At 71.0% G+C, this 22,011-nt stretch carries 23 protein-coding genes and 1 tRNA gene; 15 read left to right on the top strand and 9 right to left on the bottom strand.

What is annotated here, in order from left to right; all coding sequences use genetic code 11:
- The first annotated feature begins 4 nt into the window (after window positions 1-4).
- A complete protein-coding gene (locus ACFFR3_RS26665) occupies window positions 5-490 on the top strand; it encodes an NUDIX domain-containing protein (RefSeq protein ID WP_345387606.1) in 486 nt (161 codons plus the stop codon).
- Window positions 491-503: 13 nt separating this feature from the next.
- Here the strand turns inward: ACFFR3_RS26665 and ACFFR3_RS26660 are convergent, their stop codons facing one another.
- Window positions 504-1,193, bottom strand: a complete 690-nt coding sequence (locus ACFFR3_RS26660) for a LysR family substrate-binding domain-containing protein (RefSeq protein ID WP_364363419.1) — start codon at window positions 1,191-1,193, stop codon at window positions 504-506.
- 54 nt (window positions 1,194-1,247) lie between these two features.
- On the opposite strand from ACFFR3_RS26660, the gene ACFFR3_RS26655 reads away from it, so the two are divergent.
- Window positions 1,248-1,619 carry a DUF5997 family protein gene (locus ACFFR3_RS26655; RefSeq protein ID WP_364363422.1) on the top strand — a complete coding sequence of 124 codons (372 nt, stop codon included), beginning with the start codon at window positions 1,248-1,250 and terminating at the stop codon, window positions 1,617-1,619.
- Window positions 1,620-1,694: 75 nt separating this feature from the next.
- Here the strand turns inward: ACFFR3_RS26655 and ACFFR3_RS26650 are convergent, their stop codons facing one another.
- On the bottom strand, window positions 1,695-2,327 hold the full coding sequence (locus tag ACFFR3_RS26650) for a maltokinase N-terminal cap-like domain-containing protein (RefSeq protein ID WP_364363425.1): 633 nt from the start codon (window positions 2,325-2,327) through the stop codon (window positions 1,695-1,697).
- 82 nt (window positions 2,328-2,409) lie between these two features.
- Here ACFFR3_RS26650 and ACFFR3_RS26645 point away from each other — a divergent pair, with 82 nt between their 5' ends.
- Window positions 2,410-3,426, top strand: coding sequence for a hypothetical protein (locus ACFFR3_RS26645; RefSeq protein WP_345387597.1), 1,017 nt, complete (start codon window positions 2,410-2,412; stop codon window positions 3,424-3,426).
- Here ACFFR3_RS26645 and ACFFR3_RS26640 read toward each other — a convergent pair.
- Both ACFFR3_RS26640 and ACFFR3_RS26635 read right to left on the bottom strand, forming a co-directional pair.
- Window positions 3,416-4,831 carry a glycoside hydrolase family 28 protein gene (locus ACFFR3_RS26640; protein WP_345387595.1) on the bottom strand — a complete coding sequence of 472 codons (1,416 nt, stop codon included), beginning with the start codon at window positions 4,829-4,831 and terminating at the stop codon, window positions 3,416-3,418. The genes ACFFR3_RS26645 and ACFFR3_RS26640 overlap by 11 nt on opposite strands.
- 151 nt (window positions 4,832-4,982) lie before the next feature.
- Window positions 4,983-5,279: an alpha-amylase inhibitor gene (locus ACFFR3_RS26635; protein ID WP_379484028.1), complete on the bottom strand. Its 297-nt coding sequence runs from the start codon at window positions 5,277-5,279 to the stop codon at window positions 4,983-4,985.
- Window positions 5,280-5,544: 265 nt separating this feature from the next.
- Between ACFFR3_RS26635 and ACFFR3_RS26630 the strand changes: the two genes are divergently transcribed.
- Together ACFFR3_RS26630 and ACFFR3_RS26625 are read left to right on the top strand one after the other, a co-directional pair.
- Window positions 5,545-6,276 (top strand): DUF7873 family protein, encoded by a 732-nt coding sequence (locus ACFFR3_RS26630; protein WP_364363434.1) that lies wholly within the window; start codon window positions 5,545-5,547, stop codon window positions 6,274-6,276.
- A gap of 120 nt (window positions 6,277-6,396) precedes the next feature.
- A tRNA-OTHER gene (locus tag ACFFR3_RS26625) sits at window positions 6,397-6,534 on the top strand.
- 136 nt (window positions 6,535-6,670) lie between these two features.
- Here the strand turns inward: ACFFR3_RS26625 and ACFFR3_RS26620 are convergent.
- On the bottom strand, window positions 6,671-8,011 hold the full coding sequence (locus ACFFR3_RS26620; RefSeq protein WP_379484027.1) for a YncE family protein: 1,341 nt from the start codon (window positions 8,009-8,011) through the stop codon (window positions 6,671-6,673).
- A 110-nt stretch (window positions 8,012-8,121) separates the two neighbouring features.
- Here ACFFR3_RS26620 and ACFFR3_RS26615 point away from each other — a divergent pair, with 110 nt between their 5' ends.
- Complete coding sequence (locus ACFFR3_RS26615; protein ID WP_345387585.1) at window positions 8,122-8,607, top strand: hypothetical protein; 486 nt, start codon at window positions 8,122-8,124, stop codon at window positions 8,605-8,607.
- Entirely contained in the window at window positions 8,598-9,116 is a 519-nt protein-coding gene (locus tag ACFFR3_RS26610) for a hypothetical protein (RefSeq protein WP_379484026.1), read from the top strand. Before ACFFR3_RS26615 ends, ACFFR3_RS26610 begins: the two co-directional genes overlap by 10 nt.
- Window positions 9,117-9,295: 179 nt before the next feature.
- Here ACFFR3_RS26610 and ACFFR3_RS26605 read toward each other — a convergent pair whose 3' ends face one another.
- The gene (locus ACFFR3_RS26605; RefSeq protein ID WP_379484025.1) at window positions 9,296-10,273 is read right to left on the bottom strand and encodes an aldo/keto reductase; all 978 of its coding nucleotides are present in this window, start codon (window positions 10,271-10,273) and stop codon (window positions 9,296-9,298) included.
- A 118-nt stretch (window positions 10,274-10,391) separates the two neighbouring features.
- Here ACFFR3_RS26605 and ACFFR3_RS26600 point away from each other — a divergent pair, with 118 nt between their 5' ends.
- On the top strand, window positions 10,392-10,859 hold the full coding sequence (locus tag ACFFR3_RS26600; protein ID WP_364363449.1) for a GNAT family N-acetyltransferase: 468 nt from the start codon (window positions 10,392-10,394) through the stop codon (window positions 10,857-10,859).
- A gap of 86 nt (window positions 10,860-10,945) precedes the next feature.
- Here the strand turns inward: ACFFR3_RS26600 and ACFFR3_RS26595 are convergent, their stop codons facing one another.
- Window positions 10,946-11,236, bottom strand: a complete 291-nt coding sequence (locus tag ACFFR3_RS26595; RefSeq protein WP_345387581.1) for a hypothetical protein — start codon at window positions 11,234-11,236, stop codon at window positions 10,946-10,948.
- Window positions 11,237-11,437: 201 nt separating this feature from the next.
- Between ACFFR3_RS26595 and ACFFR3_RS26590 the strand changes: the two genes are divergently transcribed.
- The 6 genes from ACFFR3_RS26590 (at window position 11,438) to ACFFR3_RS26565 (ending at window position 19,801) form a co-directional block, all read left to right on the top strand.
- Window positions 11,438-12,748 (top strand): MFS transporter, encoded by a 1,311-nt coding sequence (locus tag ACFFR3_RS26590; protein ID WP_345387579.1) that lies wholly within the window; start codon window positions 11,438-11,440, stop codon window positions 12,746-12,748.
- A gap of 1 nt (window position 12,749) precedes the next feature.
- Window positions 12,750-14,762, top strand: a complete 2,013-nt coding sequence (locus ACFFR3_RS26585; RefSeq protein ID WP_345387577.1) for a molybdopterin oxidoreductase family protein — start codon at window positions 12,750-12,752, stop codon at window positions 14,760-14,762.
- The gene (locus ACFFR3_RS26580; RefSeq protein ID WP_379484024.1) at window positions 14,759-16,153 is read left to right on the top strand and encodes an FAD-dependent oxidoreductase; all 1,395 of its coding nucleotides are present in this window, start codon (window positions 14,759-14,761) and stop codon (window positions 16,151-16,153) included. Before ACFFR3_RS26585 ends, ACFFR3_RS26580 begins: the two co-directional genes overlap by 4 nt.
- Window positions 16,150-18,576: a nitrite reductase large subunit NirB gene (nirB, locus tag ACFFR3_RS26575; RefSeq protein WP_379484023.1), complete on the top strand. Its 2,427-nt coding sequence runs from the start codon at window positions 16,150-16,152 to the stop codon at window positions 18,574-18,576. The genes ACFFR3_RS26580 and nirB overlap by 4 nt, the downstream gene beginning before the upstream one ends.
- Window positions 18,573-18,971, top strand: coding sequence for a nitrite reductase small subunit NirD (nirD, locus tag ACFFR3_RS26570; RefSeq protein ID WP_345387575.1), 399 nt, complete (start codon window positions 18,573-18,575; stop codon window positions 18,969-18,971). The genes nirB and nirD overlap by 4 nt, the downstream gene beginning before the upstream one ends.
- Window positions 18,972-19,273: 302 nt before the next feature.
- Window positions 19,274-19,801 (top strand): YybH family protein, encoded by a 528-nt coding sequence (locus tag ACFFR3_RS26565; RefSeq protein ID WP_364363463.1) that lies wholly within the window; start codon window positions 19,274-19,276, stop codon window positions 19,799-19,801.
- A 124-nt stretch (window positions 19,802-19,925) separates the two neighbouring features.
- Here the strand turns inward: ACFFR3_RS26565 and ACFFR3_RS26560 are convergent, their stop codons facing one another.
- Complete coding sequence (locus tag ACFFR3_RS26560; protein ID WP_345387571.1) at window positions 19,926-20,129, bottom strand: hypothetical protein; 204 nt, start codon at window positions 20,127-20,129, stop codon at window positions 19,926-19,928.
- Between the two features lie 250 nt (window positions 20,130-20,379).
- Between ACFFR3_RS26560 and ACFFR3_RS26555 the strand changes: the two genes are divergently transcribed.
- A complete protein-coding gene (locus ACFFR3_RS26555; RefSeq protein WP_345387569.1) occupies window positions 20,380-21,084 on the top strand; it encodes a hypothetical protein in 705 nt (234 codons plus the stop codon).
- Between the two features lie 206 nt (window positions 21,085-21,290).
- Here ACFFR3_RS26555 and ACFFR3_RS26550 read toward each other — a convergent pair whose 3' ends face one another.
- Window positions 21,291-21,950, bottom strand: coding sequence for a FadR/GntR family transcriptional regulator (locus tag ACFFR3_RS26550; RefSeq protein WP_345387567.1), 660 nt, complete (start codon window positions 21,948-21,950; stop codon window positions 21,291-21,293).
- Window positions 21,951-22,011 lie beyond the last annotated feature (61 nt).

Below are 22,011 nucleotides of genomic sequence, written 5' to 3'. Positions count from 1 at the left end.
CGTTGTGAGGGGCGAGGGTGTGAGTGATCAAGGGGGTGCGCGGTTCGCTTGGGCTCGGGCTGCCGCTGGGGCGCTGTTCTTCGATGAGGGTGGCCGGGTGATGGTGGTCACGCCTACGTACAAGCCCACGCTCGACATTCCGGGTGGGTTCGTGGAGCCGGGGGAGACCCCGTACGAGGCGTGCGTCCGGGAGGTGCGGGAAGAGCTGGGGGTCGAGCCCCGGATCGGGCGGTTGCTCGTGGCCGATTGGGCGCCTGATCCGGTGGCGGGCGAGCTGGTGTTGTTCGTGTTCGACGGCGGGGTCTTGCAGGGTGAGGTGCTTGAGCAGATCACCTTCGTGGACGGCGAGCTGAGCGCCTTCGCTTTTCATTCCGTTGAGGAGCTCGACGGGTTGCTGATCGAGCGGCTCGCCCGTCGGGTCAAGGCCGGTGTCACCGCACGGGAACGTGGCCTGACCGGCTACCTGGAGCACGGTCGGGCTCTCCGGTAGCGGTATGGCGGGCTCAGCGGCGTCGGCCTCTGCGGTTTTTGGGGGGAGGGGTGTGGCGTTTTTGTGCTGGTTTTTTGGTTTTTTCGGGGGTGGTGGGGCGGGGGCGGCCGCGGGAGCTGTTGACCGTGCGGCCGCGGACTATGCCGATGAAGTCTTCCATCAGGTCCGTCGTCGCGTCCGTCAGCCAGGTCAGGCCGATCTGGGATTGCGGGGCGTCCGTCACCGGCCGGTACGTGAGGTCTTTGCGGTGGTACAGGCGGGCCAGTGACTGGGGGACCAGGACGAGGCCGGTGCCGGAGGCCACCAGCGGGATGGTCTCGGCCGTGGTGGGCGGGCGGGTGAAGGCGGGGCGGCCGGGGAGCGTCGTCCACTGGAGGGCGTCGTCCAAGGGGTGGAAGATGTCGTCGTCGGCCAGGTCGGCGAGCGTCACCTCGTCGGCGGCGGTCACCGCGTGGTCCTTCGGCGTCACGACCACCGTGGTCTCGACGTAGAGAGGGATGACGTTGAGGCCGTCGCGGTCGATCGGGAGCCGGACGAAGCCGGCGTCGGCGCCGCCGTCGCGCAGGAGCGCCACCACCTCGGGGGTGGGCGCCATGGACAGGGTGATCGGTACGTCGGGCAGCCGCTCGGTCCAGACGTTCACCCACTTCGCGGGGGTCACGCCGGGCACGTACGCCAGCCGGAACGTCTCACCATCGGTCACCGCCACAGCGTACCGATGTCAGCGAACCCCTCCCGACTGGCTACGCTTGGCGCCATGACCTCGTCCAAACCGAAGAGCATTCAGACGATGAAGCCCGAGACGGCGGCCAAAAAGCTGGGTGTCCTCTTCTCGGCCACCCCCGCGGAGTTCCGCGCGGGCGTCGTCTCCAGGGACGAGCTGAACGCGTTGCAGGCCAACCCGCCCGCCTGGCTCACCGACCTGCGCCGCAACGGCCCGCACCCCAAGCAGGTCGTGGCCGCCAAGCTCGGCGTCTCCATCTCCGGCCTGGCCAGGGCCGGCATCACCGAGCCGCTCACCACGGCCGAGATCGAGCAGCTGAAGGCGGAGAACCCGGAGTGGCTTGAGCACGAGCGCGGCGTCCACGCCGAGGCCCGCAAGGAAGCCGCCCGCCTCAAGCAGCGCTGAATCGCCCGTCCTGCCCCTCCCGCGGGCGTTCTGCCGCTGAGCCGGCGGGCGTTCGGCCGATGGTCTTGCGGTCGCTCAATGTCGTGGGTGGACGGTGAGGAAAGGGCCGGTGGCCTTGGTGCCGTCGGAGTTGGCCCAGGGGCCGGTGATGTGGCCGGTTGCGGCCAGTGGGGTGGCGGGCTGGAGCACGCGGTGGAGGCGGAGAGCTGTGCCGGGTGGGCCGGGGAGGATCGTGCCGTCTGCGTCGTCGGTGGTGCCGGTCCCGGCGGGGCCTGCCGACGTCGCGGTGTAGGAGACGGTGATGGTGGGGTCGGGGGTGTCGGTGGCGTTCTGGTCCTGGGCTGCCACCTGGCCTTCGAGCAGGGCCGTCAGCTGGACGATCAGTACGGGGTCGTGGCAGCCGTCGTAGATCCAGCGGCGGCCCAGCACGCCGTGCTCGGCGGTGCCGATCAGGGCGTGTTCGGCGTCCGCGAGCGGAGCTCCCCGGTACGTGAGCGGCACCAGGTACGCCGTCGCCCGGTCGCCTGACGTGTCGTTGACCACCATGAACTCGATGCCCACCGCGCCCTCGGGATCGTCCAGCCGGAAGCCGCCCGCCTTCGACAGCTCGGGCGCGGTCGAGCCGCGGTACCACGGGCGGGTGGGGAGCCAGGCGGTGAGCAGCTCCAGCTTGGTCGGCTTGAGGGTGGTGTGGTGGATGACGGCCATGGCGGGGGTCTCTTTCGTCGCGTCGTGCCTACACCGGGATCTTCGCATGCCACGAGAGACGCTTTTCCGGTAGCTTCTCGGCATGTGGGCGGGCAGGGTGGGGCCGGTGCTCGTGCTGCTGTTCGCGGTGGGTTGCGCCGCCGCTCCCCAGGCCGGGCGGGCCACGGAGAGCCCACGGTTGAGCGGGATCCGGTTGCTGGTGGGCGGCACGAGGATCGTGGACGTGGACACCGGCGCCGCGACGCCTGTGACCGGGCTGCCGGCGGAGCAGAGGGTCACCCTCACGACCACCGTCCACGGGCCGCACACGGTGATCGCCGCGAGTGGTCCTGGCGTCAACCAGGTACGGCTGTTTCTGCTCAAAGGGTCCAAGGCGGTCGAACTCGCCAGCGGCTGGAACGCGTTCCCTGCCGCTGACGGCTCGGGCTTCTGGGTGACGGATCAGCCGGAGTACGGCGGTCCTTGCACCGTACGCGAGCAGGCCGAGGACGGGACGATCCTGCGCCGCCCCAAGTGGAGCCCCTGCGGTGCCCTGCCGTACGCCGACACGCCTTACGGACTGCATGCCAGGCACCGGCGCGAGTCGCTGCTCCTGACCCATGACGGTCTGCGGAAGACCGCCCGCCATCCGCGGATCGTCGCCGTGACGTCCACGGAGCTGCTGGTCGAGCGGAACGACGGGCGGCTCGCCTTGGTGGTGCCAGGTGGGGAGGAACGGCCGGTCGGCAGGCCGAGCGGCACGGGCGTGGCGGCCGAGGGTGAGGTGAGTTCGAACGGCACGTACGTCGCCGTTCCGTTCCTCACGCCCACACCCGGCGCGCACGAGTCACTCGACGTCTGGGTGCTGGACACGCGCACGCTCGCATGGACGCACGTCCCGTCCATGCCTCTCCCCGTGGACGTCAAGAGCCGCCGCATGCGATGGACGCCGGACGGCCGGCTGGTGCTCGCGGGCGGCTTCGTCACCACGGCGGACGACCACCCCCGCGAGAGCGACTACGCGAGTGTGGTCGCCCTGTGGAGGCCGGGCGAGGCGACCCTGACCAGGCACGAGCTGCCTGCGGACTGGCGGGAGAGCTTGGCGATTCTCAGGCCGTGACGGGGACGCCGTTGGCGGTGACGTTCTCGAGGACGAGGTTCTCGACGTTCTCGATGACGTTCGCGGTGATGGTGGCGCCGAAGTCCACGTCGGTGAGGGTGACGTCGCGGATCGGCGCCTCCGGGTAGCCGCGCAGGTTGAGCGCGCGCCTGGCGGTCCGTACGGTCACGTCCCTGACGTCGATCCCGCGTACGGACGGGTCGAACCCGTGCCCGGGCCCCTCCTCGTAGAAGAAGTTCACGTCGATCACCGAGCCGCCGACCTGCCCGATCTCCAGGTCCCTGGCGTGGAAGCCCTCGATGAACCCGCCGCGTACGGAGTTCGTCTTGAACCGCAGCGCGATGTCGAGGTTGGGGCTGGACATCGCGCAGTCCCTGATGAACACCTCGCGCACCCCGCCCGACATCTCGCTGCCGATCGTCATGCCGCCGTGCCCGTCGCGGAAGGTGCAGTTCTCGACCAGGATGTGCTCGCTGGGGACGTTCACCCGGCGGCCGTCGGCGTTGCGGCCCGACTTGATCGCGATGCAGTCGTCGCCGGTGTCGAACGTGCAGCCCCTGATCACCACCATGCGGCTGGACTCGGGGTTGCAGCCGTCGTTGTTGGGGCCGTGGGAGATGACGGTGACGTTCTGGACGAGGACGTTCTCCGACAAGGTGGGGTGGATCTCCCACATGGGGGAGTTGACGATGGTGACGCCCTCGATGAGCACGTTGCGGCACCGGTACGGCTCGATGAAGGAGGGCCGCAGGTAACCGCCCTCGCCGTAGCGGCGCTGCGCGACCGGCACCCCCTGCTCGGCCTGGGCGAACAGGGCGGCCCGCGCGGCGGCCTGGGTCGGCTCGCCCGGCTCCCACCCGTGGTCGCTCGACCCCTTCCACGGCCACCAGTGCTCGGCGCCGGCCTGCCCGTCGAGCACGCCCGACCCGGTCACGGCGATGTCGCTGCGGCCGTAGGCGTAGATGAGCGGCGAGTAGTTGAGCAGCTCGACGCCCTCGAACCGGGTCGGCACGAGCGGCAGGTACGCCTTCGGGTCGGTGCTGAACAGCAGCGTGGCGCCCTCCTTGACGTGCAGGTCCACGCGGTCGAGCAGGTGGATGGGGCCGGTGAGCCAGCGGCCTTCCGGCACGTCCACGTGGCCGCCGCCCGCCCGGTGGCAGGCTCTGATCGCGGCGCGGATGGCGGCGGTGCAGTCGGTCGTGCCGTCGCCGCGTGCGCCGAAGCGGGTGATGTCGAAGCGACGGTGTGGGAAGACGGGCGGGCGGACGCGCGCGGCGATGCGGTTCGCACGAGCCCAGGCAGCGGCCGTTCCTGATCGGCGGGCGAGGGCGGCTTCGGGGGTGAGGATGGGGACGGCGATGGCGGACATCGCCAGGGCACGCATGGCGGCGCGGCGGCTCAGCACGGGCAACTCTCCCTGTCACGCTCGGGACCGCCCGGAGCATATGCCGACCCGTTGCGGTGATCCAGACGTCCGCCGCCTGTTTCCGCTGGAAGCGCGGTGCAACCGGTTGCAGATCACGGCGAGGCCAGGCGGCCTCGCCGTGCTCAGGAGGTCAGCAGGAGTTGGCGCCGTCGAACGTACGGACGCCGCGGGCCACCTTCGACCAGATCGTCCCGCCGGGGCGGACCGTGTGGCACTGGCCGTCGGTGCCGTGGGCCCACACGATCTTCAGGCGCAGCGTCCTGCTGCAGTCGTTGCGCGCGTAGCCGGTCTTGGTGATGGTGCCGGTCGTCTGCCAGACGACCACGCAGGAGGGTGCGTTGCCGGCGGGGGCGGCGGCCTGGGCGGGGGCGGTGGCCGCACCCAGGGCGCAGCACGCGGCGGCGAGGGCGGTGAGAGTCTTGCGCACGGAACGTGTCCTTCCTGCTGCCATCAGTTACCCAACGAGTAGTAATCGATTGACTACACAAAGTCAATGTCGCGATGACGCAGCGGAACGGTTCGCATATCTTCACAAAACGGACATGAAGCTACTAATCTGGCATCGCTCCAGTGGGGGCCCTGGAGCGCCAACGTCCGCCGGACGCCGGGATCCCTCTCCTTGCCAGGAGGGATCCCGGCGTTTGGCAGAAAACCGGATGTGTCCTGGTTCGCCGGACATCTAGGGTTGATCCGTGACCAAGCTCAACCAGATCCTCGCGGTCGAGAAGGGTGTGAAGTCGGACGTCCAGCGCAAGGTGACGGACGCCTACCACCAGATCCAGAAGGCGCCCCTGCTGTCCGGCCTCTCCCGCACCTACCAGCCGATCGACGACGAGGGCGAGCGGCTGCCGCCCGAGTCGACGCGCGTGCAGGTGCAGGCCGAAGAGGTGCTCAAGGGGGTCGGCACGACTCTGACCCGGCTGTTCGACGTGACCGCCACCAAGGATTGGGCCAACTGCGAGGCCAAGGCCAGCGTGCGGGTCGACGGCGAGGTGCTGCTGGAGGACGTGCCGGTGACGTACCTGCTCTTCCTGGAGAAGCAGCTCACCGACGTCTACACGTTCGTCTCCAAGCTGCCGACCCTCGACCCGGCCGAGACCTGGTCGCGCGACGAGGCCACCGACACGTGGCGCACCGACCCGGTCAAGACCACCCGCACCAAGAAGGTGCCGCGCAACCACGTGCTCGCCGAGGCGACGGAGAAGCACCCGGCGCAGGTGCAGGTGTACAACGAGGACGTCGTGGTCGGATACTGGACGAAGGTCGCCTTCTCCGGCGCGCTGCCGCAGCGGCGGGTGAACGAACTGCTGACCCGCGTACAGAAGCTGCAGGACGCGGTGAAGTACGCGCGTGAGGAGGCGAACGGCACGCAGGTCGTCGACCGTAAGATCGGCGACAAGGTGTTCACCTACCTGTTCGGGTGAACCCTCCCCCAGACCCCCTCGCCTTCGGGCGGGGGTGCGCCAGGAGCGCAAGCTGAGGCTGACGCCTGAAGCTGATCGGCGGTGACATGGAGGTTCGAGTCCTCCCCGGGGCATTCACGCGCCCCGGTGGCCCAATTGGTAGAGGCAACCGCCTGAAACTCAGATTCTCGCTCCAGATTCAGCATTCGCCGCCAGGCGCCGGATCGACCGAGGACGGGCTGTGATGGTGAGATACCGGTTCGAATCCGGTTCGGGGCTCTATTCCTGCCCCGATGGTTCAATGGTCGAGCGCACGTCATGATGACTGACCCGTCCTCTTAAACGCCGCCGGCACCGCGATATGGCGGCCTCACTCAGGCCCCCCGGTAGGGTAACCGGGGGGCCGCCGCCCTTTTCACCGCGGCGTCAGCTTGCCGGTCGCCAGGTCGAGCGAATAGGAGCGGTCCTCGTACGCGCTGTGCAGCAGGAATCGCCCGCCCTTCGACCAGCCCGGCACATTCTCCAGCACGTCATCACCGGGAAAGCGATAGGTGACGGCCGACAGGCGTTTCCCGGTGGCCGGATCATAGGTTTCCGCGCGCTGCTTCGCCCATCGGATGACGACCAGCCGGCGGCCGTCGGGGCGCAGGTGGTAGTTGTCGCCGAGTTTCCCCAGCGGGAGCCGCATGCGCTCCCTGCCCCTGGGGTCGAGGACGAGGACCCGATCGCCCGTGGTGACGACGACGCCGGCCGCGTTGACGTCGTGCACCTCCCGCGCGCCGGCGAGCACCAGCGGCGCCCAGGTGCGGGTGTCGACGACCCGCGCGCCGGCTCCCGACATGACCACGAAGCGGCCGTCGAAGGTGACGGCGGGCACGTCGGCGTCGGTCAGGGGCGGGGTGAGGGCACGGCTGCCGCGTGCGTCCTGATACGTCAGACGGCGGTCCTCCGCGTGCAGGTAGACCACCGCCTTGCGGTTCGGGGCGACGGCGAAGGGGGCGCTACGGGGGGCCTTGCCCGCCTCGGCGACATAGGGTGCGGCCTGCGGGAACGGCTCGCCGTTGACCAGCCAGAACCGGCACGGGGCCACGATCTCGTCGAACCACGGGCAGGTCGGGGCGTCGTGCTCGTCGACGGTCTCGAACGTGGCCGGGATCGCCCGCACCTCGGCGGGCCCGCTGTGGGCGAGCGGTTCGTCCTGGGGCGGGCGGCCTGGGACGAGCAGGACGCCCGCCAGCACGACCGCGCTGCCCGCGAGGTGCACGTTCCGCGCCGACCAAGCGCCGAGTGCTTGCGCGGCCTGATCCTGATCCTCCATGCGCGGGCGCCGGTCCGCGAGCGTCACGGCCGCCGCGACGGCGACGGCCACGGCGGCGTGCGGCAGCAGGGTCCGGCCCGGGTCCTCGGACACGACCAGGTGGACGCCGGCCAGCGCGGCGGCGGTCACGGACGTCAGCCACAGGGCGCGCGGAACATTCATCGCGAAGAACGGCACGCGCCGCGCCGCCAATAGCGGCCCGGCGCACCAGCCGGCGACCAGATAGAACGGGTCACCGGTGAAACCCGCCACCGGAACGGCCAGGACGACGGCGGCCAGCCGCCAGCGGCGTAATCGCGAGAAATAGTCGATGACCTGCGGCGCATTTTCCATGGTGACCGGATAACCGCTCAGCGTGGCGAACCTCGTGAGCATTTCCCGCGACACCGTTACCGCCGCCGCGAGAATGGCGGCGGCCCCCAACACCCAGATCATCACCGGGACACGATATAAGGTGCTGTGCCATGCATCCCGATTTAATATGGCAGCGATTAGGCATCGGCGACCGGCGCTTACCCTGGCCTGGGGCAGTGAGCTGGTGTTGTGCGATGCTCGCCGTCGCCGCCGCCATTTTCTCGTGGGCGGGCGCGGCGACGCCACGGGCCGCCTGGACGGCCGAAGCCTGGCTGCCCCACCGGGACGACGCCGGGCGGCTCGTCACCACCATGACCCTCGAAGTGCTGAACGAGGGGCCGGTTCCTGTCACGATCACGGGCATCGCGCTCGACGTCCCCGGCCTGCGCCTGCTGCCCCTCGACGCGAAGAACAACGAGTGGGCGTCGGTCGAGGTGGCGGGCTACGAGAGAGACGTGATCTACAGGACCGTGCACGTGGGCGACTGCGCCAAGGTGCCGAGGGAGCCGCGGCCGGTGCGGTTCACCTACCGGACCCCGCTGTGGTCGGGAGAGTCTGAGGCGGTGCCGGGCGCCTGGCACATCTCGACGCCCGGGGAGGAGGACCGCGTGCCGCTGGCCTGGCAGCGCGGACTCGCGGCCCAGGCGTGCAACGAGGCGGTGAGTGACGAGTGGTCCTGAAGGAGCCGGCGCCCCCTGCGGCACCCGCCCGGCCGGGATTGAAGATCGCGATCGGGCTGCTGGTCGCCTTCGCGGCCCTCCGGGTGGGCGGGCTCGACCTGCTGTTCGACCCGATCGGCTGGTGGCTGTGCCTGCTCGGGGTGGGCGACCTGAAGCCGGGCAGCAAGGCGGGGTGGCTCGCCTTGGGAATGGCCGTTCTGTCGGTCGTCGCGCTGTTTGAAGGCGATGCGGCGCAGGGGACGTCGTACTCGGCGTTCTGGCTCGGGTACGCCGCCGGGGCGCTGGTCACGCTCTGGGCGGTGGTGGACGTCGCTATCCGGTACATCCGCCCCTCCGGCGACCACTACGACGTCACGCTGCTCGACGCGCTGCGATGGGCGGTGGTGGGGGCGGGGGCGGTCGCCCTGCTGGCTGAGTCCGGGTACGCCTGGCTCGGCGAGGTCGCCGTCATCGCCATGTACTGCGCGCTGGCCCTGCTGGTCGTGATCCTCTGGCGGCTTCGAGCCTGAAAGGCCCTTGCCGGGGCGGCGTTGCGGGACGAAGGTGGAGGGAGACCCGGCCGGGGCGTGTCCCCGGCGGGTAGTCCCGCCCGGACGGCGAGATGGGTGGCGGTGACCGGCGAGGTCACCAGACCTGCCGCCGCTTGACGGTGCCTCTGCCGCTCCGGGCGGGACGCCGGACCGCCCTGTCACCAGCGGTCGTGGACCTGGGGGCGGATGAGCTCGTCGTAGACCTCGCGGACCGTCGAGAGCGCCGCGTCGTCCAGCGGGGTGAGGGCGTCGGCGGCGGCGTTGGCCTGGGCCTGGGCGGGGTTGCGGGCGCCCGGGATCACCACCGAGACCCCCTCCTGGTCGAGGATCCAGCGCAGCGCGAACTGCGCCATCGTCGCCCCCGGCGGCACCAGCGGCGCCAGGCGGCGGACCGCCTCCAGGCCGGTGGCGAAGTCGACGCCCGAGAACGTCTCCCCGACGTCGAACGCCTCTCCGCGCCGGTTGAACGAGCGGTGGTCGTCGGAGGAGAACGTGGTGTGCTCGTCGTACTTGCCCGACAGCAGGCCGCTGGCCAGCGGGACGCGGGCGATGATGCCGACCCCGGCGGCGCGCGCGGCGGGCAGGACCTGCTCGAGCGGCTTGAGCCGGAACGCGTTGAGGATGATCTGCACGGTCGCCACACCGGGACGGGCGATCGCGGTCAGCGCCTCCTCGCAGGTCTCGACGCTCACGCCGTACGCGGCGATCTTCTTCTCCGCCACCAGCGTGTCGAGCGCGTCGAACACCGCGTCCGTCGAGTAGACGGGCGTCGGCGGGCAGTGGAGCTGCACCAGGTCGAGGGTGTCGACGCCGAGGTTGTGGCGGGAGCGCTCGTTCCAGGCGCGGAAGTTGTCCATCACGTAGTTGGCGGGGATCTGCTCCACCCGCCGCCCCATCTTCGTGGCCACCGTGAGGCCGGGGTGGTTCTTGGCGAAGCGGCCGACGATCTGCTCGCTGCGGCCGTCGCCGTAGACGTCGGCGGTGTCGATGAAGGTGACGCCCGCGTCCACCGCCGCCTCCAGCGTGGCGACCGCGTCGGACTCCGTCACCTGGCCCCAGTCGGCGCCGAGCTGCCAGGCGCCGAGGCCGACCACACCGACCTGGCGTCCGGTACGTCCCAAAACGCGCTGTTCCATGGGTGTCTGCCTTTCTCGAACGTGACCGGCACCAGTCTTCCGGATGCCGATACCCACTGCGCACGCCGGGGCCTCGGCGAGGCACGGGCGATGGGCCAGGGCACGTACCCTGTCTGCCATGATTCGTCCCGCCACACCCGCTGACGTGCCCGAGATCGTCAGCATGATCCGCGAGCTAGCCGAGTACGAGAAGGCCGCACACGAGGTGCGGGTGACCGAGGAGCAGCTCCACGACACCCTCTTCCGCGACCACCCCGCGGCCTTCGCGCACATGGCCGAGCAGGACGGTGAGGTGGTGGGCTTCACGCTGTGGTTCCTGACGTACTCCACCTGGCGCGGCGTGCACGGCGTCTACATGGAGGACCTGTACGTCCGCCCCCAGCACAGGGGCGGCGGCCACGGCGTGGCGCTGGTGCGCGAGCTGGCCCGCATCTGCGCCGAGCGCGGCTACGAGCGCCTGGAGTGGGCGGTCCTCGACTGGAACGAGCCGTCCATCGCCTTCTACGAGAAGCTCGGCGCGGTCAACCAGAACGAGTGGTTCCGCTATCGGCTGACCGACGAGCCGCTGCGCCGCCTGGCCGGCTGAAAGCACCCCTGGCCGGCTGAGAACACCCCCCCGCACACGGCCACGCAGGTCACGCACGGTGACGTGACCTGCGTGACACAAACGGTTCAGACGCCGGCGTGCGTCCTGCTCCGCGTGCTCTCGGACTGATCGAACATGCCCATCTCGGACTCGTCGAGCTCGCGGTGGGTCTCCTCCATCCGCAGCGCGACACCGATCGCGAAGAACGTCGGCGCCCACTCGCCGACGAAGATGCCCCACCGGTCGGCCCGGTCGAGCCCGGCCTTCTCGGCCTTCGTGGACACCGCCCAGCTGGCGAAGGCCAGCGCGATCGACGCCAGGCCGCAGGTGTACATGTGGCCCGACTTAACGCCCATCTTGTGCAGCTGTTTGATCATGTTTCCCCCCTTGTCTGAGTGCTGTTACCCCAGCAAGAGGCCGATAACCGATCATTAACATCATGTTTCGCGGGTGACGGTTGTGCGGAGCTTGTTACCGCGGTGAATCACCCGTAACGAACGCACAGCCACGCACGGTCATCGTGCGTAATGAGCCCTTCCTACCTTGGAGATCCCGGACGCCGAGCGTAGGAGAGGTCGATGGCGCGCTGGATCGCCGAGTGGCACCCCGATGACCCAGCCTTCTGGGAGAGATCAGGCCGGCGGGTGGCCCGGCGCAACCTGGTCTTCTCGATCGTGGCCGAGCACCTCGGCTTCACCGTGTGGACGCTGTGGAGCATCGTGGCGACCAAGATGGGGTCGTACGAGTTCTCCACCGACCAGCTGTTCTGGCTGGTCGCCCTGCCCAACCTGATCGGCTCCGTGCTGCGGGTGCCCTACACGTTCGGGCCCGCCAGGTTCGGCGGGCGCAACTTCACCGTGGTCAGCGCCGTGCTGCTGCTCATCCCCGCGGTGCTGCTCGGTGTCGCGGTGAACAACCCGGCCACGCCGTACTGGCTCTTCCTGGTGATCGCGGCCCTGGCCGGGCTGGGCGGCGGGAACTTCGCCTCCAGCATGGCCAACATCACCTACTTCTACCCGCGCGAGAAGCAGGGCGTGGCGCTCGGGCTGAACGCGGCGGGCGGCAACGTCGGCGTCAGCTCGGTGCAGCTCGTCATGCCGCTGGTGATCGGCTCGCTCGGGCTGGCCGCCGCCGGGTGGTTCTGGATCCCGTTCATCGTGGTGGCCGGGGCCTGCGCGTTCTTCTTCATGGACAACCTGACCAGCGCCAAGGCCGACCCGCGCGAGCAGTTCGCGGTGGCGGGCAAGGCGCAGACCTGGGTCATGTCGTTCCTCTACATCGGCACGTTCGGCTCGTTCATCGGCTACTCGACGGCCTTCCCGCTGCTGAGCCAGAACCTGTTCCCCGACGCGCCGTACGCGGCGGTCGCCTTCGTCGGGCCGCTGCTCGGCTCGCTGATCAGGCCGGTCGGCGGCTGGCTGGCCGACCGGCACGGCGGCGCGCCCGTGACGCTGTGGAACTTCGCCGCGATGGGCGGCGGCGTGCTGCTGGTCTGGCTGGCCGGCACGAGCGGCAACTTCTGGCTGTTCTTCCTGGCCTTCCAGCTGCTCTTCGTCACCTCGGGCGTCGGGAACGGCTCGACGTACCGGATGATCCCGGCCATCTTCCAGGCCAAGGCCGTGGCCGAGCGCGGCGAGGGCGAGGAGGCCCTGCTGTACGGCAAGCGCCAGGCCAGCGCCGCCATCGGCATCATCTCGGCGGTCGGGGCGCTCGGCGGGTTCCTCATCAACCGGGCGTTCGGCATGTCGTTCGCCGCCTCCGGCAGCCCCGCCGCCGCGTTCCTCACCTTCGGCCTGTTCTACGCCTCCTGCTTCGCCCTGACCTGGTGGTGCTACATGCGCACGGTCGGCGTCAACGTGGTGGCGAGCCTCGCCCATGCCAGGGTCTGACATGACGGCGACGCACTGCCCGTACTGCGCGCTGCAGTGCGGCATGAAGATCGGACCCGGGCCGGCCATCAGCCCGCGCACCGACATCCCGGCCAACGCACCGGGAGCGCTGTGCCAGAAGGGGTGGACGGCGGGTGAGCTGCTCACCAGCACCGAGCGCCTGACCACCCCGCTCCTGCACGGCGAGCCCGTGGACTGGGACGTCGCGCTGGACTACGTGGCCTACCGGCTGTCCGCCATCCGCGCCGAGCACGGCCCCGACGCCGTGGCCGTGTTCGGCGGCGGTGGGCTGACGAACGAGAAGGCGTACACGCTGGGCAAGTTCGCCAGGGTCGCGCTCGGCACCAGCCAGATCGACTACAACGGCCGGTTCTGCATGTCGTCGGCCGCCGCCGCGTCCATCAGGGCGTTCGGCATGGACCGGGGCATGCCGTTCCCCGTCACCGACCTCGCGGAGGCGGACGTCGTGCTGCTGGCCGGCGCGAACGTCGCCGAGACCATGCCGCCGTTCGTCCGCCACCTCGACGGGCCGCGGCTCATCGTCGTCGACCCGCGCCGCTCGCCGACCGCCCGGCTGGCCTGGCTGCACCTGCAGCCCACCCCGGGCACCGACCTGGCGCTCGCGCTCGGGCTGCTGCACATCGCGGTCGCCGACGGGCTCGTGGACGAGGCGTACGTGGCCGCGCGGACCACCGGCTTCGACGACGTCCGCACCTCGCTGGCCTCCTGGTGGCCCGAGCGGGTCGAGCGGATCACCGGGGTGCCCGTGCACCAGATGCGGCAGGCGGTCAGGGCGCTCGCCGCGGTGGAGCGGGCGTACATCCTGACGGGACGCGGCGCCGAGCAGCACGCCAAGGGCACCGACACGGTCACCGCGTTCATCAACCTGGCGCTCGCGCTCGGCCTGCCCGGCACCCCGGGCTCCGGGTACGGCTGCGTGACCGGGCAGGGCAACGGCCAGGGCGGCAGGGAGCACGGGCAGAAGGCCGACCAGCTGCCCGGCTACCGCAAGATCGACGATCCGGCGGCCCGCGCGCACATGGCCCGCATCTGGGGCATCCGGGCCGAGGACATCCCGGGGCCTGGGCGGTCGGCGTACGAGCTGCTCGACGCGCTGGGCACCCCTGAGGGGCCCAGGGCGCTGCTGCTGTTCGGCTCGAACCCGATCATCTCGGCGCCCGCCGCCGAGCACGTCGCCGAGCGGATCGGCTCCCTCGACCTGCTGGTGACCTGCGACTTCGTGCTGTCGGAGACCGCCGCGCTGGCGGACGTGGTCTTCCCGGTGACGCAGTGGGCCGAGGAGACCGGCACGATGACCAACCTGGAGGGCCGGGTGCTGCTGCGCCGCAAGGCCCTGGACCCGCCGCCGGGGGTGCGCAGCGACCTCGACGTCATCGCCGCGCTGGCCGACCGGCTCGGCCACACCTTCGGGACCGAGCCGGTCGAGGTCTTCGACGAGCTGCGCCGCGCCAGCGCGGGCGGCCCCGCCGACTACTCCGGCATCACCTACGAGCGCATCGCGGACGAGACCGGCGTGTTCTGGCCGTGCCCGTCGGAGGAGCACCCGGGGACGCCGCGGCCGTTCCTCGACCGGTTCGCGCACCCCGACGGGCTGGCCAGGTTCGTGCCCGTCCAGCACCGGCCCGCCGCCGAGGAGATCGACGCCGACTACCCCGTCTACCTCAGCACCGGCCGGGTGCTGGCCCACTACCAGAGCGGCGCCCAGACCCGCAGGATCGCGCCGCTCGTCCAGGCCGCCCCGGAGCCGTACGTCGAGCTGCACCCCGACCTGGCCGAGCAGCTCGACATCACGGCAGGGGACGTCGTCCGCGTCAGCAGCAGGAGGGGCGAGAGCAAGGCAGTGGCCAGGATCAGCGACGCCATCAGGCGCGACACCGTGTTCATGCCCTTCCACTGGGAGGGCGCCAACCGGCTGACCAACCCGGCACTCGACCCCACGTCGAGGATGCCGGAGTTCAAGGTCTGCGCCGTCAGGGTGGAGAGGGACTCATGAGGCTCGTCGTCGTGGGCAACGGGATGGCCGGGTCGCGCCTGGTCAGCGAGGTACGCACCCGGGACCCGCACATGAAGATCACCGTGTTCGGCGCCGAGGCGTGCCGGCCCTACAACCGGATCCTGCTGTCCAACGTCCTGGCCGGCAGCTCCCGGCCCGAGCAGGTCCGCCTGGTGGACCCCGCCTGGTACGACGCCCACGACGTCGAGGCCGCGTTCGGCAGCCCCGTCGCGCACGTGGACAGGGAGACCAGGCACGTCGTGACGGAGGACGGACGGCGCGAGCCGTACGACCTGCTGGTCCTCGCGACCGGCAGCGACGCGCTCGTGCCGCCGATCCCCGGCGTCGAGCGGGCCATCCCCTTCCGCACGCTGGACGACTGCGAACGCATCCTGGGCGAGGCCGAGCGGGCCCGTACGGCGGTCGTGATCGGCGGCGGGTTGCTCGGCATCGAGGCCGCCCGCGGCCTGGCCGGGCGCGGCCTGCCCGTCACGCTGCTGCACCTGGCGGGCCACCTCATGGAACGCCAGCTCGACGTGGAGGCGGGCGAGGTGCTCGGCGAGACGCTCGCCGGGCTGGGCGTGCACATCCGCACCGGCGTCAGCGCCGCGGGCGTCGAGGACGACGGCGTCAGGCTCGACGACGGCGAGCTGGTCGAGGCCGACCTGGTCGTGCTGGCCTGCGGGGTGCGGCCGGTCACCGGCCTGGCCGCCGACGCCGGTCTCGAAGTGCGGCGCGGCATCGTCGTGGACGACGAGCTGCGCACCGACGACCCGTCGATCTTCGCGATCGGCGAGTGCGCCGAGCACGACGGCACCGTCTACGGCCTCGTCGCCCCCGCCTGGGAGCAGGCCACCGTGGCCGCCGAGGTCATCACCGGCGGCAAGGCGCTCTACCGCGGCTCCCGCCTGGTCACCAGGCTCAAGGCCAAGAGCGTCGAGCTGGCGGCGATGGGCGAGACCCAGCTCGGGGAGGAGCACGCCGAGGTGGTGCGCTTCAGCCACCGCGCCCGCGGCACCTACAGGAAGCTCGTCATCAGGGACGGCCGGCTGGTCGGCGCGATCCTGCTGGGCGAGAGCGACGCCGTCGGCACCCTCACCCAGCTCTTCGACCGCGGCGGGCCGCTGCCGGGCGACCGCGCCGGGCTGCTGTTCCCCGGCCTCGCGGCGGCGCCCGTGGCCGACAGCCCGACGCTGATGCCGGACGCGGCCATCGTCTGCCGCTGCAACAACGTGACCAAGGGCCGGATCAGGGCGTGCTGGGAGGCCGGCGCCCGTGACGTGGCCGGAGTGGCGGCCTCGACCAGGGCCACCACCGGATGCGGGACCTGCCGCGACGCCGTGGAGGGCATCGTCGGCTGGCTGTGCGAGCAGGAAGGGATCTCAGCGTGAACAGGATCGTCGTCGTCGGGTACGGCCCGACCGCCCACCGGCTCGTCGAAACCCTCACGAGCAAGGGCTTCAGCGGCAGCGTGACCGTCATCGGGGAGGAGCCGCGACCGGCCTACGACCGGGTGCACCTGACCTCCTACCTGAACGGCACCTCGGCAGAGGACCTCACCTACACCGTGCCCGGCGGCGTCGTCACCCGGCTGAACACCCGGGTCACCGCCATCGACCGGCAGGCCAGGCGGGTCACGCTCGCCGACGGCGGCAGCGAGCCGTACGACGTGCTCGTGCTGGCCACCGGATCCGCGCCGTTCGTGCCGCCGGTGCCCGGCGCCGAGCACGCCTTCGTCTACCGCACCATCGAGGACCTCGACGCCATCAGGACCGCCGCCAAGGACGCCGAGCAGGGCGTCGTCGTCGGCGGCGGGCTGCTCGGCCTGGAGGCCGCCGACGCGCTGCGCGCGCTCGGGCTGAAGACCCACATCGTGGAGATGAGCCCGTGGCTCATGCCGCGCCAGGTGGACGAGGGCGGCGGCTCGGTGCTCAAGTCGCACATCGAGGGGCTCGGGCTGACCGTGCACGCCGGCGCCGGCGTGCAGGAGATCGTGCACGCCGGCGGCGAGGTGAGCGGCCTGCGCAAGCCCGACGGCACGCTGATCGACGCGCAGGTCGTGGTGTTCTCCGCGGGCATCAGGCCGCGCGACGAGCTGGCCAGGGACGCCGGCCTGGAGGTCGGGCCGCGCGGCGGCATCGTCGTCGACGCCGCCATGCGCACCTCCGACCCCGCCGTCTACGCCGTCGGCGAGTGCGCGCTGGCCGGCGGCATGGTGTACGGGCTCGTCGGGCCCTGCCAGACGATGGCCGAGGTGGCCGCCGACCAGATCATGGGCGGCACGGCCACGTTCGGCGGCGCCGACCTGTCCACCAAGCTCAAGCTGCTCGGCGTCGAGGTCGCCCAGTTCGGGGCCATGGAAGGGGCGCTCGACGTCACCTACCTCGACCCGGTCGCCGGGATCTACAAGAAGCTGTTCATCAGCGACGACGCCCGCACCCTGCTCGGCGGCATCTGCGTGGGCGACGCGGCGCCGTACACCTCGCTGCGGCCCTTCGTGGGCAAGGAGCTGCCCGCCTCGCCGTCGGACCTGCTCTTCTCCGGCGCGGGAGCCGGGCTCGACCTGCCGGACGACGCCCAGGTCTGCTCCTGCAACAACGTGTGCGCCGGCGACATCCGCACCGCCATCGCCGACGGCTCCGCCACCGACGTGCCCGCGATCAAGGCGTGCACCAGGGCCGGGACGACCTGCGGCAGCTGCGTGCCGATGCTCAAGCAGCTGCTGGAGAAGTCGGGCGTCGAGGTCAGCAAGGCACTGTGCGAGCACTTCACGTACTCGCGGGCCGAGCTGTTCGACATCGTACGGGTGCGCGGCATCACCACCTTCTCCGAGCTGATCTCCCAGCACGGGCAGGGCCGGGGCTGCGACATCTGCAAGCCCGCCGTGGCCTCCATCCTCGCCTCCCTGCACAACGGGCACGTGCTGGAGGGCGAGCGGGCCGCGCTGCAGGACACCAACGACGCCTTCCTCGCCAACATCCAGAAGAACGGCACGTACTCGGTCGTCCCGCGCATCCCCGGCGGCGAGATCACCCCCGACAAGCTCATCGTGATCGGCGAGGTGGCCCGCGACTTCGGCCTCTACACCAAGATCACCGGCGGGCAGCGCATCGACCTGTTCGGCGCCCGGGTCGAGCAGCTGCCGGAGATCTGGCGGCGGCTCGTGGACGCCGGGTTCGAGTCGGGCCACGCGTACGGCAAGGCCCTGCGTACCGTGAAGTCCTGCGTCGGCTCCACCTGGTGCCGCTACGGCGTCCAGGACTCCGTGGGCATGGCCATCGCGCTGGAGCTGCGCTACCGCGGCCTGCGCTCGCCGCACAAGCTCAAGTCCGCCGTCTCCGGCTGCGCCCGCGAATGCGCCGAGGCCCGCTCGAAGGACTTCGGCGTCATCGCCACCGAGCAGGGCTGGAACCTGTACGTCGGCGGCAACGGCGGCTTCAAGCCCCGCCACGCCGACCTGCTCGCCAACGACCTCACCACCGACGAACTGCTCAGGACCATCGACCGCTTCCTGATGTTCTACATCCGCACCGCCGACCGGCTGCAGCGCACCGCCGCCTGGATCGAGTCACTGGACGGCGGCCTCGACTACCTACGTGAGGTGATCATGGAGGACTCGCTCGGCATCTGCGCCGACCTCGACGCCCAGATGGAGCACCACATCGCCACGTACACCGACGAATGGGCCGCCACCCTGGACGACCCCGACAAGCTGACCAGGTTCGTCAGCTTCGTCAACGCGCCCGGAGTGCCCGACCCGTCGATCGTGTTCGCCAGCGAGCGCGGCCAGATCAAGCCGGTGATGGCCCGATGAGCTGGACCACGATCTGCGCCTACGACTCCCTGCTGCCAGAGCGCGGCGTCTGCGCCCTCGTCGAGGGCACGCAGGTGGCGGTCTTCCGCACGTACGACGGCGAGCTGCACGCGCTCGCCAACCTCGACCCGTTCAGCGGCGCCTACGTGCTCTCGCGCGGCATCGTCGGCACCAGGAAGGGCGAGCCGACCGTCGCGTCGCCGCTGCACAAGCAGGTGTTCTCACTGCGCACCGGCCGCTGCCTGGACGACCCGGGCGTCTCGGTGCCGGCCTATCCGGTACGCGTGAACGCCCTCGGCCACGTCGAGGTCACCCTGGAAGCCGCGCCGGAAGTCACCCGGGAAGTGCCCGCCTACGCGCTGGCCTCCACGGCGGGCGCCTCGACCGGTGGGTAGACGTGGGGGCTGCGATGCGCCACCGGGAGCACGCAGCGCCGTCCTGCTTCGACACTGTCGCAGCGTTCGGCGTCTTCGCGCTGGGGGAGGGGTTCGGCGTTCGCCATGATTCGCGGCACTGTAGGCACGCTATCGGCGCTCTCCGGCCCGCTGGTATCAGGACGGCAACGATCGAACCTCTGACGCGTCTCTCCCTGATCCGTTAACCGTTACCGTCCAGACCACCCCGACCAGGTAAAGGCGTCGTGCGGAGTGCCTAAACCCCGCATTCGCCACTCATCGGCGGGGGCATCAAAGCGGCCATGAGCAAGATTTCTCAGCGCAGGGCACTCCTGCTGGCCGCGATCGTCCCCGCCCTCCTGGTTGCGGGCTGCTCCGGCAACACCCAGGCCATGAAGGGGGCGGCCAGCCCCACCGACATGGACTCCATGGCGCCCGACACCTCACCCGACGACTCGCCCTCGCCGGGCGACACCGCGGGCGGCGGGCAGGCGGAGACCGCCGTCCAGGGCTTCTTCGACGCGCTCAAGGCGGGCGACGTGGACCAGGTCACCGACACCTTCGCCGACGACGCGGTGGTCCTGCTCGCCGGGCAGCCCACCGCCGAGGGCGGCGAAGCCATCAAGTCGCTGTTCCAGAAGCAGCTCCAGGGCGGCAACGGCATGAAGCAGGCCACCCACACCATCGACGAGACCCGCACCGCCGGCCCCGACGACGCCATCGTCAGGGCGACCAGCAAGCAGGGCGACAACAACATGCGTGAGCTGTTCGTGCTCACGAAGGAAGGCGAGGAGTGGAAGATCTCGCAGTTCATGAACAACAAGGGCTGACGAGGTCGGTGACGCCCTGACGGGGTTTTCGGGGGCGGGGGAGGCGGCGGGTCGCAGGCGACCGGCCGCCGACCAGACCCGCCCCTGCCGGCCCGGCGAACGCCGGAAATATGCGCTTTTCGAGTTAATGATGTGGAGTAGCGCCGGGGATGCGGGGGCTGATGCGGCGCTGGTCCACCAGCGCGAGGCAGACCGCGAAAGCACCCCGCGTCCACGCGTCGGCCTGCTGTGCGGTGAGCCTGATCTCCTCGCCCTCGTGCGAGACGAGCAGTGGGTCGGCGCAGGAGAACTTGCGGCCGTCCCGGGCCACCGGGTCACACGTTCGCATGTGCGCACCCTTGTCAGGAAATGTCGCCCGCTGATTGCGCGGCCCCCAGAACCTCCGGCACCTCTGCGGTGTATGCACACCGGAGGTGACTTTCATGCGAAAGACGATGGTCGCGTTGGCGACCCTGGCACTTGCGGCGGCCCCGGTTCTGGCGCCGGTGCCGGTGCCGGCATCCCAGGCGGCATCCCAGGCGGCTTCCCAGGCGGGCGCCCAAGAGGGGGCCAAAGAGGGGGCCCGTGGGGGATGGGCGGTGACGTACCTTGATCCGGTGCCGGGGCGGTTCGAGGCCGGGCACACGTACACGGTGGGGTTCTGGGTGTTGCAGCATGGCACCCATCCGTTCGAGGGCGTGCTCGACCGTGTCGGGCTGCGGCTCACCCGGGCGGACGGCCGCAGCGTGACGTTCGAGGCCACGCCGCTGCCCGAGGCGGCGCACTATGCGACGTCCCTGGCGGTGCCGCGCGGGGAGTGGAAGGTGGAGGCGCTGCAGGGCTGGTTCCCGCCGTACGAGGTGGGCGTCCTGAAGGTGCCCGGAGACCTGCGCGTCGCGCCGGTGCCGGCCGAGATGGTGGGTGGCCAGCGTACGGAGGAGCGCTGGGGCGCGATCCGGCCCCCGAAGGTCGTCCCCGGCAAGGTCCCCACCTTCGTGCCCGCCTCTCCCGACCAACTGGCGACGGCGCCCGAGCCAGGAGCGGCGACCTCGCAAGAGGCAGTGCCCGCGAACGGAACAGCGGCCGGACCCGGCGATGAGGCGGCTGCGACAGGTGGCGACGTGCTCAAGGCCGGCGCTCAGAGCGCGGTCACCAGCACCGGGATCCCCGCCTACACCCTGCTGCTCGCCGCCGCCGGAGGTGCGGCGCTCGCGGCGGCGGCGCTGTGGCTGGCGACCCGCCGCCGGCGCCAGGCTTCCGACCCACCGGCGGATCCCTCCACGGACACCCTGGCCATCCCATGAGAGAGGCACCGCGCGCCAGGGACGCGACCACGTCCCGGGCACTCGCGCACACGCGTGCACCCAGAACCGGCACTCGCGCACACGCGTGCCCAGAACCGGCACTCGCGCACACGCGTGCACCCAGAACCGGGCCTGTCCCGGGCGGCTGCGGACCCGTGTCCGCCTACCCCGCGCCCTTCCCTGACAACCGGTCGCGGCGCTGAGGGTCAGAGGTCGCGTTCCTGTTTGTCGAGGAGGGCGATGGAGACGGCGACCGCTTCGGCGGGGTCGCGGTTCTCGATGGCCTTGAGCAGCTCGGCGTGCCAGGGGTCAGGGTCGAGGGCCGCCTGTTCCTGGTCTCTGACGCTGTCGCGCAGGGCCGCGCTCATGCTGCGGTAGAGGTCGCCGAGGAGGGCGTTGTGCGCGGCCTCCGCGACGCTCAGGTGGAAGGCCACGTCGGCGTCGGCGAACCCGTCGAGGTCGCCCGCCTGGGCGGCGGCGTCGCGGCGGGCCAGGGCGGCGCGCATCGCGGCCAGGTCGTCGTCGGTGCGCCGGCCCGCCGCCAGCCGGGCGGCGACGAGGTCGAGGCCGCGGCGTACGTCGATGATGTCCATGGCGGCCGCGGTGTCGAGCCGGCGGCGCAGGGCGACCTCGGACTCGTCGGTGGCGGTGACGTATGTGCCGTCGCCCTGCCGGGTGTGCAGCAGCCCCGCGTGGGCCAGGACGCGTACGGCCTCGCGTACGGACAGCCGGCTCATGCCGAGGCTCTCCGCGAGGCGGCTCTCCGACGGGATCTTGGTGCCGACCGGCCACACCCCTTCGGCGATCTCCCGGCGGAGCTCGGCGATGGCGGCGTCCACGAGCGAGGTCCGAGCGACGTTACGCATCCACCTTCTCCTCAACGGCTGACGCCCACCACCCTAGATGCTGCGGGGGCGGGGGCGGACG

It is taken from the genome of Nonomuraea salmonea (genome assembly GCF_042428605.1).
Taxonomy (GTDB): Bacteria; Actinomycetota; Actinomycetes; order Streptosporangiales; family Streptosporangiaceae; genus Nonomuraea; species Nonomuraea salmonea.
Note: the sequence above shows the minus strand (reverse complement) of the source record. Positions and strands in the feature narration are given on the sequence as shown.